The sequence below is a fragment of the Pengzhenrongella sp. genome, from assembly GCF_036565025.1.
Classification (GTDB): Bacteria; Actinomycetota; Actinomycetes; order Actinomycetales; family Cellulomonadaceae; genus Pengzhenrongella.
On sequence record NZ_DATCNW010000320.1, the window covers coordinates 1 to 13,613 of the forward strand.

General features: G+C 72.5%; 13 protein-coding genes. 10 read left to right on the top strand and 3 right to left on the bottom strand.

What is annotated here, in order from left to right; all coding sequences use genetic code 11:
* Positions 1-50: 50 nt before the first annotated feature.
* Complete coding sequence (locus VIM26_RS18525; RefSeq protein ID WP_331953951.1) at positions 51-1,898, bottom strand: DEAD/DEAH box helicase; 1,848 nt, start codon at positions 1,896-1,898, stop codon at positions 51-53.
* A 223-nt stretch (positions 1,899-2,121) separates the two neighbouring features.
* On the bottom strand, positions 2,122-2,541 hold the full coding sequence (locus VIM26_RS18530) for a CoA-binding protein (RefSeq protein ID WP_331953953.1): 420 nt from the start codon (positions 2,539-2,541) through the stop codon (positions 2,122-2,124).
* A 63-nt stretch (positions 2,542-2,604) separates the two neighbouring features.
* Between VIM26_RS18530 and VIM26_RS18535 the strand changes: the two genes are divergently transcribed.
* From VIM26_RS18535 to VIM26_RS18575, 9 genes are all read left to right on the top strand, one after another.
* Complete coding sequence (locus tag VIM26_RS18535; protein ID WP_331953955.1) at positions 2,605-3,654, top strand: zinc-dependent alcohol dehydrogenase family protein; 1,050 nt, start codon at positions 2,605-2,607, stop codon at positions 3,652-3,654.
* 77 nt (positions 3,655-3,731) lie between these two features.
* Positions 3,732-4,331: a CDP-alcohol phosphatidyltransferase family protein gene (locus VIM26_RS18540; protein WP_414696522.1), complete on the top strand. Its 600-nt coding sequence runs from the start codon at positions 3,732-3,734 to the stop codon at positions 4,329-4,331.
* Positions 4,328-5,242 (top strand): DUF881 domain-containing protein, encoded by a 915-nt coding sequence (locus VIM26_RS18545; protein WP_331953959.1) that lies wholly within the window; start codon positions 4,328-4,330, stop codon positions 5,240-5,242. Before VIM26_RS18540 ends, VIM26_RS18545 begins: the two co-directional genes overlap by 4 nt.
* Positions 5,239-5,571 (top strand): small basic family protein, encoded by a 333-nt coding sequence (locus VIM26_RS18550; RefSeq protein WP_331953961.1) that lies wholly within the window; start codon positions 5,239-5,241, stop codon positions 5,569-5,571. Before VIM26_RS18545 ends, VIM26_RS18550 begins: the two co-directional genes overlap by 4 nt.
* A 2-nt stretch (positions 5,572-5,573) precedes the next feature.
* Complete coding sequence (locus tag VIM26_RS18555; protein ID WP_331953963.1) at positions 5,574-6,401, top strand: DUF881 domain-containing protein; 828 nt, start codon at positions 5,574-5,576, stop codon at positions 6,399-6,401.
* A gap of 199 nt (positions 6,402-6,600) precedes the next feature.
* A complete protein-coding gene (locus VIM26_RS18560; protein WP_331953971.1) occupies positions 6,601-7,032 on the top strand; it encodes an FHA domain-containing protein in 432 nt (143 codons plus the stop codon).
* A 56-nt stretch (positions 7,033-7,088) separates the two neighbouring features.
* Positions 7,089-7,880: a MerR family transcriptional regulator gene (locus VIM26_RS18565; protein WP_331953965.1), complete on the top strand. Its 792-nt coding sequence runs from the start codon at positions 7,089-7,091 to the stop codon at positions 7,878-7,880.
* Positions 7,881-7,924: 44 nt separating this feature from the next.
* A complete protein-coding gene (locus tag VIM26_RS18570; protein ID WP_331953973.1) occupies positions 7,925-8,449 on the top strand; it encodes a bifunctional nuclease family protein in 525 nt (174 codons plus the stop codon).
* 264 nt (positions 8,450-8,713) lie between these two features.
* A complete protein-coding gene (locus tag VIM26_RS18575; RefSeq protein WP_331953975.1) occupies positions 8,714-9,235 on the top strand; it encodes a MerR family transcriptional regulator in 522 nt (173 codons plus the stop codon).
* 3 nt (positions 9,236-9,238) lie between these two features.
* Here the strand turns inward: VIM26_RS18575 and VIM26_RS18580 are convergent, their stop codons facing one another.
* Positions 9,239-10,042 carry a ParA family protein gene (locus VIM26_RS18580; protein WP_331953967.1) on the bottom strand — a complete coding sequence of 268 codons (804 nt, stop codon included), beginning with the start codon at positions 10,040-10,042 and terminating at the stop codon, positions 9,239-9,241.
* Between the two features lie 143 nt (positions 10,043-10,185).
* Here VIM26_RS18580 and VIM26_RS18585 point away from each other — a divergent pair, with 143 nt between their 5' ends.
* Complete coding sequence (locus VIM26_RS18585) at positions 10,186-13,584, top strand: pyruvate carboxylase (RefSeq protein ID WP_331953969.1); 3,399 nt, start codon at positions 10,186-10,188, stop codon at positions 13,582-13,584.
* The last annotated feature ends 29 nt before the right edge of the window (positions 13,585-13,613 follow it).

Below are 13,613 nucleotides of genomic sequence, written 5' to 3' on the forward strand. Positions count from 1 at the left end.
CGTCAATGCTGGGCCCGCTGCTGCGGAGGTCGCTCGTCACGGGTGCGTGCTCAGTACGAGGCGTTGCGGTGGTGCACCTTGCGGTCCGCGGACGGGGCGCGGTTCTCGCGGGGTCCCGTTCCGCCGGGGCCGGTCGGGCGCGTCGTCGGGTGGCTCGTGCGGGGCGCGGGACCGTCGTCCAGGCGGATCCGCAGCGGCTGACCGGCCACCCGGGCCCGCGAGATGCGGTCGAACGCTTCCTGCGAGAGGTTGCCGGCGATCTCCACGAGGCTGAAGCTCGGGAAGATGTCGATCTTGCCGAGGTCCTTGCCCGTGAGCCCGCCCTCGTTCGTCAGCGCACCGACGATCGCACCGGCCTGCACGCCGTGGGTGTTGCCGACCGCGATGCGGTACCGCGTGCCGCCCTCGGCCCGACGCGAGCTCGCGCCGCCCCGGGGACCGTTGCGGTTCTCGCCGCGGCTGTCGCCCCGACCGCCGCGCTCGGGACGCTCCGGGCTGAGCCGCGCGCGGCTCAGGGCCTCGTCGAGGTCGTCGCCGTGGCCGCGTGCCGCGGGGCCGTCGTCGCCGACGGCGAGCGCGGCGAGCGAGGCGACAAGGTCCTCGATGTCGACGTCCGGGTTCTGCGCGAGGAACACCGCGACCGACTCGCGGTACAGCTCGAGGCGACCGGCCTCGGTGCGTGCGGTGACCTTGCCCAGCAGCTGCTGGACGCGGTGCGCGGACACGTCCGCGGGCGACGGGAGGGCCATCTCGGTCAGCGGCGTGCGCGTGAGGCGCTCGATCTGGCGGAGCCGGTGCTGCTCGCTCGGGGTGACGAACGTGAGCGCCTCACCGGTGCGGCCGGCCCGGCCGGTCCGGCCGATGCGGTGCACGTAGATCTCCGGCTCGCTCGGCGCGTCGAAGTTCACGACGAGGCCGATCCGGTCGACGTCGAGCCCGCGCGCCGCGACGTCCGTGGCGACGAGGACGTTCAGGGCGCCGCTGCGCAGGCGCTCGACGATCTTCTCGCGCTCGCCCTGGGCGACGTCGCCGCTGATGTAGGCCGCGGAGATGCCGCGCTCGACGAGCGCGCTGCCGACCTCTTCGGCCGCACCGCGGGTACGGACGAACACGATGGCGGCGTCGGCGTCGGACACCGCGAGCACGCGGGCCAGCGCGCCCGCCTTGTGACGGAACGGCACGACGGCGTAGGACTGCTTGACCGTGGTGACGGTCGAGGACTGCCGCGAGGTCGCGATCTCGACGGGGTGGTTGAGGTGCTGGCTCGCCACGCGCCGGATCGCCGCGGGCATGGTCGCGGAGAACAGGGCGACCTGGCGCTCGGCCGGGGCGAAGCTGAAGATCTTGTCGACGTCCTCCGCGAAGCCCATCCGCAGCATCTCGTCGCCCTCGTCGAGGACCAGGAACCGCACGCCGTCCATCTTCAGCGTGCCGCGCTCGATGTGGTCGATCACGCGGCCGGGGGTGCCGACGACGATCTGTGCGCCGCGGGCGAGCGCGCGCTGCTGGGGGACGAACGGCGAGCCGCCGTAGATCGCGATGACCTCGACGCCGGGCAGGTGCTTGGCGAACGACTCGATCGCCTCGGCGGTCTGCATCGCGAGCTCGCGCGTCGGGGCGAGCACGAGGGCCTGCACGTGACCGAGGGCCGGGTCGATCGAGGCGAGCAGCGGAAGGCCGAACGCCGCGGTCTTGCCGGTACCCGTCTGCGCCACACCGGTGATGTCCCGACCGGCGAGCAGCGGGGGGATGGCCTGCGCCTGGATGGCGGACGGCTCGGTGAAGCCGAGGTCCGCGACCGCACGGCGGAGCGCCGTCGGAAGGTCGAGGTCATCGAAGCTGGTGACAGCCTCGGTGCGCTCGTTCACGGGCGCAATGGAGTCGTGAGAAATCGTCATAGGGGGAATTAACCTGTTCCGTCGCATAGGCGGAGTCTTGTAACGGGTGCCAGGGGGCGGACCGCATGGTCGCCATCCCCGAACACATCGACGGTGGTCGAACCACCGGCACAGACACACGAGGGATTACGCGACGAACTCCAGATTCGTTGGTTACTCTACCGGGCGTTGCGCGCCGGGTCGAACACGCGGCCGGGTGACGGTCATCACCCCAGGAAGGTCGTCACGCGATGCCGAGGCGCGACGCCTCGATGACGGGGCACGCGTCCATCACCACCTCGAGGCCCGCCGCGCGCGCACGGTCCGCGGCCTCCTCGTCGATCACCCCGAGCTGGAGCCACACCGCGCCCGCGCCGACGGCGATCGCCTGGTCGACCACATCCCCCGCGCGGGTCGAGTTCACGAAGACATCGACGACGTCGATCGCGCCGGGGACGTCGGTGAGCCGCTCATAGCCCGGGGCGTCGTGCACGGTCGACGCGGAGGGGTGGATCGCCGCGATGGTCATGCCGAGGGCGTCCTTGACGAACGCGGCGACGCCGTGCGCGGCCCGGTTCTGGTTCGTGGACAGACCGACCACCGCCCACCGGCCCGGCGTCGTGAGCAGGCGGTGGACCACCTCGGGGTCATTCACGTGGGTCACCGCCCCAGCGAAGCACAGAACACCCGACGAGGGCGGCGCGCCGGGCCACGTACCCTCGACGGCATGCGTGCCACAGTCCTCCACGGCCCGAGAGACATCCGCCTCGACCAGGTCCCCGATCCCGTCCTGCACCGTCCGACCGACGCCCTCGTCCGGGTGGTTGCCGCGTGCGTGTGCGGATCGGACCTCTGGGGCTACCGCGGGATCCGCGACACGCCCCAGCCACGCCGGATCGGTCACGAGCTGGTCGGCGTCGTCGAGGCCGTCGGGGCCGACGTCCGCACCGTGCGGCCCGGCGACTTCGTCATCGCGCCGTTCGCGCTCGGCGACGGCACCTGCCCGCACTGCCGGAACGGCTTCCCGACGTCGTGCACGCACGGCGTGATGTGGGGCGAGCTGGACCACGAGGGCCTGCTCGTCGACGGCGCCCAGGGCGAGCTCGTCCGCGCGCCGTTCGCCGACGCCAACCTCGTCGCGACCCCGACCTTCCCCGCCGACGAGCTCATCCCGAGCCTCCTGACGCTCTCCGACGTCATGGGCACCGGTCACCACGCGGCCGTCTCCGCGCGCGTCACCACGGGCTCCACCGTCGTGGTCGTCGGCGACGGCGCGGTCGGCCTGTGCGGGGTCCTCGCGGCCCGGCGGCTCGGGGCGGACCGCATCGTGGCCATGTCCCGGCACCCTGCCCGCCAGGCCGTGGCGACGAAGTTCGGTGCGACCGACATCGTCGCCGAGCGTGGCCCCGAAGGAGTCGCCGCGGTGCTCGAGCTGCTCGGCGGGATCGGGGCCGACGCCGTCCTGGAGTGCGTGGGCACGCGGGAGTCGATGCAGCAGGCGCTGGACACGACCCGACCCGGAGGCTTCGTCGGCTACGTGGGCGTGCCGGCGGGCGGACCCGAGCTGCCGATCGCGCAGATGTTCGGTGCGAACCTCAACGTCGCGGGCGGTGTCGCGCCGGTGCGCCGGTACCTCCCGGGGCTGCTCTCGGACGTCCTCGCCGGTGAGATCGACCCCGGAATCGTGTTCGACCTCACGCTCCCGCTCGGCTCGGTCGCCGAGGCGTACGCGGCGATGGACGAGCGGCGGGCCATCAAGACCCTGATCCGCCCGTAGACCCACCCTCCACAACGCGGCGTAACACGTCGCGGCACAATTAAGATCGGCAAGGCAGCAGGTTGGCTGTGACAGACATCGACGGGGGAGAAGTGGCACGCGAGGAGCTGGTCAGCGGTCGCGTGCTCACCGTCCCCAACCTGATCAGCTTCGGTCGGCTCGCGCTCGTCCCGGTGTTCGCCGTGCTGATCGTGCAGGGCGAGGACGTCTGGGCGCTCGGCGTGCTCGCCGTGTCCGGGGCGAGCGACTGGCTCGACGGAGTCATCGCGCGGCGCTTCCACCAGGTCTCGCGGCTCGGGCAGCTCCTGGACCCCGCGGCGGACCGGCTGTTCATCCTGGTGACCCTCATCGGGCTCTCGCTGCGCGACGTCGTGCCGCTGTGGCTCGTCATCGTCCTGGTGAGCCGGGACGTGCTGCTGCTGTGCCTGCTGCCGCTGCTCGCGCGGCACGGCTACGGACCACTCCCGGTGCACTTCGCAGGCAAGGCCGGCACCTTCGCGCTGCTCTATGCCTTCCCCCTCCTGCTGCTCGCCGAGTGGAGCGGGCCGGTCGGCACGTTCGCCTCGGCCCTCGGCTGGGCCTTCGCCTGGTGGGGTGTCGTCCTGTACTGGCTCGCGGCGCTGCTGTACTTCGCGCAGGCGCGCACCCTGCTCCGGCCCCGCCGGGTGGCAGCGTGACACCTCGTTCCGGACACCTCTCCCCGCCCGGGCAGGGCGTGTGGGGAGCCGTCGACGCCTCGATGAACCTGCTCAACGAGGTGATGCGAAACCCGCTCGACCCGAGCTACCGGGAAGCGACCGAGCGGCACCGAGCCGCGGGGGACCCGCCGCTCGGACGGCGCCGGCGGGCCTGGCTGTTCGCGCTGGCGATCGGGCTCGGGCTGCTGACCTCGTCCGCCGCCGCCGACCTGCGCGCTCCCGAGCCGGCCGTCGCCCAGGCTCGCACGCTGCTCGAGAGGCAGATCGGCGAGCGGACCAGGGTGGCCGACAACCTCCAGAGGGCGAACGAGCGGAGCAGCCAGGAGATCTCGAAGCTGCAGACGGCAGCGATCGGCAACCGGAACCCGGCCCTGTTGGCCCGGCTCGCCGCGGACGGGGTGAACTCGGGCGCCGTCGCGGTGCGCGGGACGGGGCTGCGCATCACGCTGCACGACTCCGCGGCCGCACGCGAGAGCCCCGAGAGCGCCAACCCGGACGAGCGCGTCCAGGACGTCGACCTGCAGATCGCGGTGAACGGCCTGTGGGCCTCGGGCGCCGAGGCGATCGCGATCAACGGGCACCGGCTGACGGCCGTGACAGCCATCAGGAGCGCGGGAAGCGCGATCCTGGTCGACCTCATCCCGCTGTCGGGTCCGTACGTCGTCGAGGCGATCGGCGACCCCGACACGCTCGCGACGAACTTTGCCAAGACCGCCGCGGGTCAGCACCTCGCGACGCTGCGGAACACCTACGGGATCGGCACCGCGATCACCAGTCAGGACGCGCTCGACCTGGCTGGAAGCGCGGCAACCCGGTTGTGGTCCGCGACGATCGCCCCTGGTGGCGATGTGGCATCCTCGGGGCCGACAAGCGAAAGGGACTCACCGTGATCGCAGTGCTCGGCCTGATCATCGGAGTCGTCGCCGGACTGGTCCTGGAACCCACCGTGCCGGCGTCGTTGCAGCCCTATCTCCCCATCGCGGTGGTGGCGGCCCTGGATGCGCTGTTCGGCGGGGCGCGCGCCATGCTGGACGGGATCTTCGACGACCGGGTCTTCCTGGTCTCTTTCGTCTCGAACGTCGTCGTCGCGGGCCTCATCGTCTTCCTGGGCGATCAGCTGGGCGTGGGCACACAGCTCTCCACCGGCGTCGTCGTCGTCCTGTGCATCCGGATCTTCCTGAACGCCGCGGCGATCCGGCGTCACCTGCTCAAGGCGTGATGATGACACCAGATCATCGCAGCGAAGCGGCGACGGACAGTGTCCCCAACGGGTCTGCGCCGCGCGCCGATCCGGCGGCGCCGCTCAAGGGCGCGCCGGCCGCCTCCGCGCCGACGGCACGCCGCCGACTTCTGCATGCGCTGCTCCCGCACCGCAGCCGCGCGCAGTTCCTCGCCGCCCTGCTCTGCGGGCTGCTCGGGTTCGCGCTCGTCGTCCAGGTGCGCCAGACCAACGTCGAGGGACTCTCGGTGCTGCGCCAGTCCGACCTCGTGCGGATCCTCGACGAGACCACGCAACGCGCCACCGACCTCGAGCGGGAGTCCGCCGCTCTCGAGCGCACCCGCCAGGAGCTCCTGACCGGCTCCAACCAGCAGCAGGCGGCGCTCGACGCCGCGACCAAGACGGCGACGACGCTCGGGATCCTGTCCGGCCGGCTGCCGGCCGAAGGTCCCGGGATCGAGCTGACCATCTCCGAGTCGAGCGGGTCGATCCCGGCCCTCACCCTGTTCAACGTGCTCGAGGAGCTGCGCAACGCGGGCGCCGAGGCGATCCAGATCAACGACCACCGCCTGGTCGCGAGCAGCTATTTCGTGGATACCGACGGTGGCATCGAGGTCGACGGCATCACGCTCACCGCGCCCTACCGGTGGATCGTCATCGGCGACCCGGCCACGATGGGTCCGGCGCTGGAGATTCCGGGCGGTGCGATGGCCGCCGTGCGCAACGCCGGCGGCAACGGAACGCCCGCGGCGCACAACCTCGTCGAGGTCTCGGCCACCCGCCCCGTCCACGAACCCGAGTTCGCCACCCCAGTACCGGCAGAAAAGTGATGAGGGCTGCGCCGAGGGTCCGGGTCCGCATAGGCTGGGCAGGACCCCACGTCGGCAGCAGATGCCGACCCCATGATCAAGTTCGGGAGGCGACATGACGGACGGCCCGCACGTGCCCGACATCGGCGCGGACCAAGGCGCGACGGGGTCCGGTGGGCTGCCGCGCCCGATCGCACCCCGTGGCAGCGCCGACACCACGATGAGCCTGGGATTCGCCGAGCACGCCGAGTCCGATGTGACCTCCCCGACCGGCCTGTCCGGCGAGGAGAAGGCCGCGGTCGCGGCACTGCCGCGCACCTCGGCGCTGCTGATCATGCAGCGCGGCCCGAGCGCAGGTGCCCGCTTCCTGCTCGACGCGAGCAAGACGGTGGCCGGCCGCAGCGTCGACGCGGACATCTTCCTCGACGACGTCACGGTCTCGCGACGGCACGCGGAGTTCGTCCGCGAGGGCGAGGACTTCGTCGTCCGCGACATCGGCTCGCTCAACGGCACCTACATCAACCGCCAGCGGATCGATGCTGCAGTGCTGCGGGCAGGCGATGAGGTCCAGATCGGAAAGTACCGGCTGACGTTCTACTCGAGCCCCGGTCGCGAGAGCGGTGGGACGCCTGCCCCGACGACTGGTCAGTGAGCGCGAGCCGTGGATGAGCACCTGGCAGCACGCCGGTACTCACGTGACGGGGCGCGATGAGCGCCGCCGGCGATAGGGCCCGCGACCTCGGCGGCCTGGCCGCGGAGGGTTCCGCCGGTCCGCAGCGACCACACGCCGTCGAACCGTGGCCGCGCGGGATCTCCCGGCGCGCCTCGATGCGCATCTCCGACGTGTTGGGGTCCCTCCAGCCGGAGTTCCCGACCGTGACGAACTCCAAGCTGCGCTTCCTCGAGGAGCAGGGGCTCGTCGAGCCGGTGCGGACCGGCGCCGGCTACCGGCAGTACAGCCCGGCCGACGTCGAGCGGCTGCGGTTCGTGCTGCGCCAGCAGCGCGACCGTTACCTCCCGCTGAAGGTGATCGGCGAACAGCTCGACGCCCTGGACGCCGGGGACGAGGGCGACGCGCCCGCCGCCGCCCGACTGGCGACCCACGACGGGGTCCGGGCGGCCCCGGCGGTCGCCGGGCGCTGGACCGCGACCGGCCTGGCCGCCGAGGCCGGCGTCGAGGAGCAGCTCGTGACCGAGCTCGTCGAGGCGGGCGTGCTGCGCCCCGGACCGCGCGGACACTTCGACCTGTGGTCGCGGGACGTCGTCGTGCTGGCGGCCGCCCTGCGCGAGCACGGCATCGACGCTCGGCACCTGAGGGCCTTCCGAACCGCGGCCGAGCGGCAGGTGGACCTCGTTGACCAGGTCGTCGCCCCGTGGCGCGGCCAGCACGCCGCCTCCTCGCGGGCCCGCGCCGGAACGCTCGCCGCAGAGGTCGGTGAGCTCTGCAGCCAGCTGCACACGGTGCTCGTTCGTGCTGGTGTCGCCGAACTCGCACCCTGACGAACTGTCCGCTCGAGCCTCAGAAGCCGTAGCGTGAGAGTGTGATGGGAGACGACGAGGAGCTGGTCCCGGTCGAGGTCGTCGGGGTGCGTCAGCACAGGCTCGACGACGAGATCGTCGTGCTGCTCCTCGACCCTGCGGCCGAGCTTCTGGTGCCGATCCTGATCGGCCCGAACGAGGCGAGCGCGATCGCGTCGGCGCAGGCGGGGATCATCCCGCCCCGGCCCATGACCCACGACCTGCTGCGCGACGTGCTCGCCGCGCTGGGCGTCGCGCTGGTGCGGGTCGAGATCAACAGCCTCACGGACGGCGTCTTCCACGCCGAGCTGGTGCTCGCGACCGGTGTCCGCGTGGACTCGCGAGCGTCGGACGCGATCGCCCTGGCGGTCCGCACGGGCAGCCCGGTGCTCTGCTCGGCCGAGGTCGTGGCGATCGCCGGCGTGGAGGCCTCGAGCGGGCCCGCGGAGAAGGAGCTCGAGCGGTTCCGCGAGTTTCTCGACCAGGTCACTCCCGAGGACTTCGAGACGGGCCAGGAACCCCAGACCCCCGGCCAGAGCCGCGAACCCTGAGTCTCAGGTCGAACGTGAGACACGACGACTGCGACACACCGGGCCCGCGACGGCGCGGCGTCGTTGACTGCCCCTCCGGGGCGGCCTAGCGTGTCCACTGACATCCGAAGCACCCCGGCGTAGCGCGAGCCCACAGGGCCCACCCCACCGGGCGACGAGCGCCGGCTTCCTCGGCGGATGCGTGCAGCGGTGATTGGAGGACGCGTGAGCGGCAGCGGTGACACTCGTGAGGCCGCCAGCGGAATCCCGCAGCGCGTGCAAGGGATGCTCTTTGGCGACGAGCTCCCCGACCTCGACACCACGACCGGCTATCGGGGCCCGACGGCGTGCCACGCCGCGGGCATCACCTACCGGCAGCTCGACTACTGGGCCCGCACCGGGCTCGTCGAACCGACGGTCCGGCCCGCGACGGGTTCGGGCACGCAACGGCTGTACAGCTTCCGCGACATCCTCGTGCTCAAGGTCGTCAAACGGCTGCTGGACACCGGGGTCTCCCTGCAGCAGATCCGCAGCGCTGTCTCGCACCTGCGCACGCGCGGCGTCGAGGACCTGGCGGAGATCACCCTGATGTCCGACGGCGCGTCGGTGTACGAGTGCACCTCGGCCGACGAGGTGTTCGACCTGGTCCAGGGCGGGCAGGGTGTGTTCGGCATCGCCGTCGGGCGCGTCTGGCGCGAGGTCGAGGGCACGCTCGCCGCCATGCCGACCGAGCGCGTCGACGACGCGCCGAAGGCCGGTGCCAACGACGAGCTGGCCGCGCGGCGACAGGCACGTACCGCCGGCTGATCCTCAGGCAGCGGGCCTCGGCCTCACCCGTGCCCGGATCATCTGGGGCGCGCGCAGCGCGCGGTCGAGCAGCAGATCGAAGATGCCCGCCAGCTCGGCCGCCGACTCCCCGGGCCACGTGTGCACGCCGCGCGCCGCACCCTGAGCCTGCTGGAGCGCCTCCCGCTCGGGAACGACCGGGGAGAGCACGAGCGGCCCGTAGAGGATCTGCAGCTCGGCAAGCCGGAACGCCTGTTCGCTGGAGCGGCCCCGGACCCGGTTCACGACGACGCCGAGCGGCTGCAGGGCCCGCGCCGGTCCGCGTCGCAGCTCGTCGATCGTCCGCATCGCGCGGCCGACGGCCATCACGGAGAACAGCCCCGGCTCGGTGACCACCACGGCCCGGTCGCACGCAGCGAGGCCCACCCGGGTCAGGCTGCCGAGCGACGGCGGGCAGTCGAGCAGCACGAGGTCGTAGCTGCCCACGAAGGTGAGCGCGAGCACGAGGCGCCCGAGGTCCTCGGCGGACCACGGCCCGTCGTGCGCCGCCGCCCGCGCCGACCCCCGCATGACGTCGAGCCCCTCGTCGGCCCACGCGCTCGGGGAGATCGCGCGCCGCACCACCCAGGCGCGCGGGTCGTCCAGCACCGCGGCGACGTCGAGCCGGTCGGTCCCGTCCGCGCCGAGCGCCATCGTGGCGTCACCCTGCGGGTCGAGGTCGATCACGAGGGTGCGGACTCCCCGCGCCAGGGCAGCCGAAGCGAGCCCGAGAGTCACGGACGTCTTGCCCACGCCACCCTTGAGACTGCAGACCCCCAGCACCAGCACGCGCTTACCATATCGGCAGGTCACTGGGCGCGCGCCGCGCCTGCCCCGCGACCGGCGACCGACCGGCCGCGGTGGGCGTCCCAGACGCCGTCGCAGCGGTCGTGGGATGATCACCGATCCAACCAAGCGAACAAAGGTGTCACGTGTTCTCGAAGGTGCTTGTCGCGAACCGATCCGAGATCGCCGTCCGGGCCTTCCGTGCCGCGTACGAACTGGGCGCCCGAACGGTCGCCGTCTTCCCGTACGAGGACCGCAACTCGGTGCACCGCCTCAAGGCCGACGAGTCGTACCCGATCGGGCAGGAGGGTCACCCGGTACGCGCCTACCTCGACATCGACGAGATGATCCGGGTCGCTCGGGACGCCGGGGCGGACGCGATCTACCCGGGTTACGGGTTCCTCTCGGAGAACCCGGCCCTCGGGCGGGCCTGCGCGGCGGCCGGCATCACGTTCATCGGGCCGCCGCCGGAGGTGCTCGAGCTGGCCGGCAACAAGGTGCTCGCGATCGCTGCCGCGCGCGCCGCGGGGATCCCGGTGCTGCCGTCCACCGAACCGTCGTCGGACCTGGCTGAGCTCGAGGCCGCGGCCGAGGAGATCGGGTTCCCGCTTTTCGCCAAGGCCGTCGCCGGTGGTGGCGGCCGGGGCATGCGGCGCGTCGAGCGGCGCGAGGACCTGCGCGAGGCGCTCTCGGCAGCGATGCGCGAGGCGGCCGGGTCGTTCGGCGACGACACCATGTTCCTCGAGCGTGCGGTGCTGCGTCCGCGGCACATCGAGGTCCAGATCCTGGCCGACGGCGCCGGCAACGTGGTCCACCTGTTCGAGCGCGACTGCTCGCTGCAACGCCGCCACCAGAAGGTCATCGAGGTGGCACCCGCGCCGAACCTGGACCCGGAGCTGCGCGCCGCGCTGTGCCGCGATGCGGTCGCCTTCGCGCGCAGCATCGGCTACCAGAACGCGGGCACGGTCGAGTTCCTCGTCGACACGGTGGGGGAGCGCGCCGGCCAGCACGTGTTCATCGAGATGAACCCGCGCATCCAGGTCGAGCACACCGTGACCGAGGAGGTCACCGACGTCGACCTCGTCTCGGCCCAGATGCGCATCGCGTCGGGGGAGACCCTCGCCGACCTCGGCCTCACCCAGGACACCATCCGGGTGAACGGCTTCGCCCTGCAGGCGCGCATCACGACCGAGGACCCGGCGAACGGGTTCCGGCCCGACACCGGTCGGATCATCGCCTACCGGTCCCCGGGCGGCGCCGGGGTGCGGCTCGACGGCGGGACGGCGAGCGCCGGCGCCGAGGTCAGCGGGCATTTCGACTCGATGCTCGTGAAGCTGACGTGCCGCGGGCGGGACTTCCCGGCGGCGGTCGGCCGCGCGCGGCGGGCCCTGGCCGAGTTCCGGATCCGCGGCGTGCACTCCAACATCGCCTTCCTGCAGGCCGTGCTGGCCGACGACTCGTTCGTGGCCGGCGACCTGTCGACGTCGTTCATCGACGAGCGACCCACGCTGCTGCAGGCCCGCGCGAGCGCGGACCGCGGCACGCGGCTGCTCGGCTTCATCGGCAACGTGACCGTGAACCGCCCGAACGGCCCCCCTCCCCTCTCTGCGGAGCCGCGGAGCAAGCTGCCCACACTCGACACCGCCGGGCCGGTGCCGGACGGCAGCCGGCAGCGGCTGCTCGCGCTCGGTCCGGACCGCTTCGCCGCCGCGCTGCGCGCCCAGAAGGCCCTCGCGGTGACCGACACCACGTTCCGGGACGCGCACCAGTCGCTGCTCGCGACCCGGGTCCGCACCTATGACCTGCTCGCCGTCGCGCCGCACGTCTCGCGCCTGACCCCGGAGCTGCTCTCCGTGGAGGCGTGGGGCGGTGCGACCTACGACGTCGCGCTGCGGTTCCTCACCGAGGACCCGTGGGAACGGCTCGCCAGCCTGCGCGAGGCGCTGCCGAACATCGCGATCCAGATGCTCCTGCGGGGGCGCAACACGGTCGGCTACACGCCGTACCCCACCGAGGTGACCGACGCGTTCGTGCGCGAGGCCACCACGACCGGCATCGACGTGTTCCGCGTCTTCGACGCCCTGAACGACGTCGAGCAGATGCTCCCCGCGATCCGGGCGATCCGGGCGGCGGGCACCCCGATCGCGGAGGTCGCGCTGTGCTACACGGGAAACCTGCTCGACCCGGGCGAGAAGCTGTACACGCTCGACTACTACCTGCGGCTCGCCGAGCGGATCGTCGCGGCCGGCGCGCACGTGCTCGCGATCAAGGACATGGCCGGGCTGCTGCGGCCGGCGGCCGCCGCCAAGCTCGTCGCTGCGCTGCGGTCGCGCTTCGACCTGCCCGTGCACCTGCACACCCATGACACGGCCGGTGGCCAGCTCGCGACGCTGCTCGCCGCCGCGGACGTCGGGGTCGACGCCGTCGACGTCGCCAGCGCCGCGATGGCCGGCACCACCAGCCAGCCGCCGATGTCGGCGCTCGTCGCGGGCCTGGAGTTCACCGAGCGCGACACCGGGCTCTCGCTGCGCGCGGTGTGCGACCTGGAACCGTACTGGGAGGCCGTGCGCCGCCTGTACCGGCCGTTCGAGTCCGGCCTGCCCGGACCGACGGGCCGCGTCTACGACCACGAGATCCCGGGCGGGCAGCTGTCCAACCTGCGCCAGCAGGCGATCGCGCTCGGCCTGGGCGAGAAGTTCGAGGCGATCGAGGCGACCTACGCCGCCGCCGACCGGATCCTCGGTCGGCTGGTGAAGGTCACGCCGTCGTCCAAGGTGGTCGGTGACCTCGCGCTGCACCTGGTGGCCCGCGGCGCCGACCCGGCGGAGTTTGCCGAGCGCCCGCAGGACTTCGACATCCCGGACTCCGTGATCGGTTTCCTGTCCGGTGAGCTCGGTGACCCGCCGGGTGGCTGGCCCGAGCCGTTCCGCACCAAGGCGCTCGAGGGACGCACCCGCCGCGGCGGGGTGACCCCGCTGACCGACGAGGACCGCAGCGACCTCGCGGCCGACTCGGCCACCCGCCGGCGCCGGCTGAACCACCTGCTGTTCCCCGGACCCACCAAGGACTTCGAGGCGGCACGCGCCCTGCACGGTGACGTCTCGGTGCTCGACACCAAGAGCTACCTGTACGGCATGCGGCCCGGCGACGAGGTCGAGATCGTCCTGGAGAAGGGGGTCCGGCTGCTGGTCGGGCTCGAGGCCGTGGGCGAGCCGGACGAGCGGGGCATGCGCAGCGCGATGTTCGCGCTCAACGGCCAGCTGCGCCCGCTCCAGATCCGCGACACCGAGGTCACCGTCGACCTGCCAACCGCCGAGAAGGCCGACCCGGGCGTGCCCGGGCACATCGCCGCACCGTTCGCGGGTGCGGTCACCGCCGTCGTCAAGGCGGGCCAGGAGGTCACCGCGGGTCAGACGGTGGCCACGGTCGAGGCCATGAAGATGGAGGCCGCCATCACCACGCCGGTCGCCGGCACCGTGCAGCGGCTCGCGATCGGGGCGGTGCAGCAGCTCGAGGGCGGCGACCTGGTGCTCGTGATCGGCTGACGGCTCGGGCGCGACCCGCGCCACGGCGG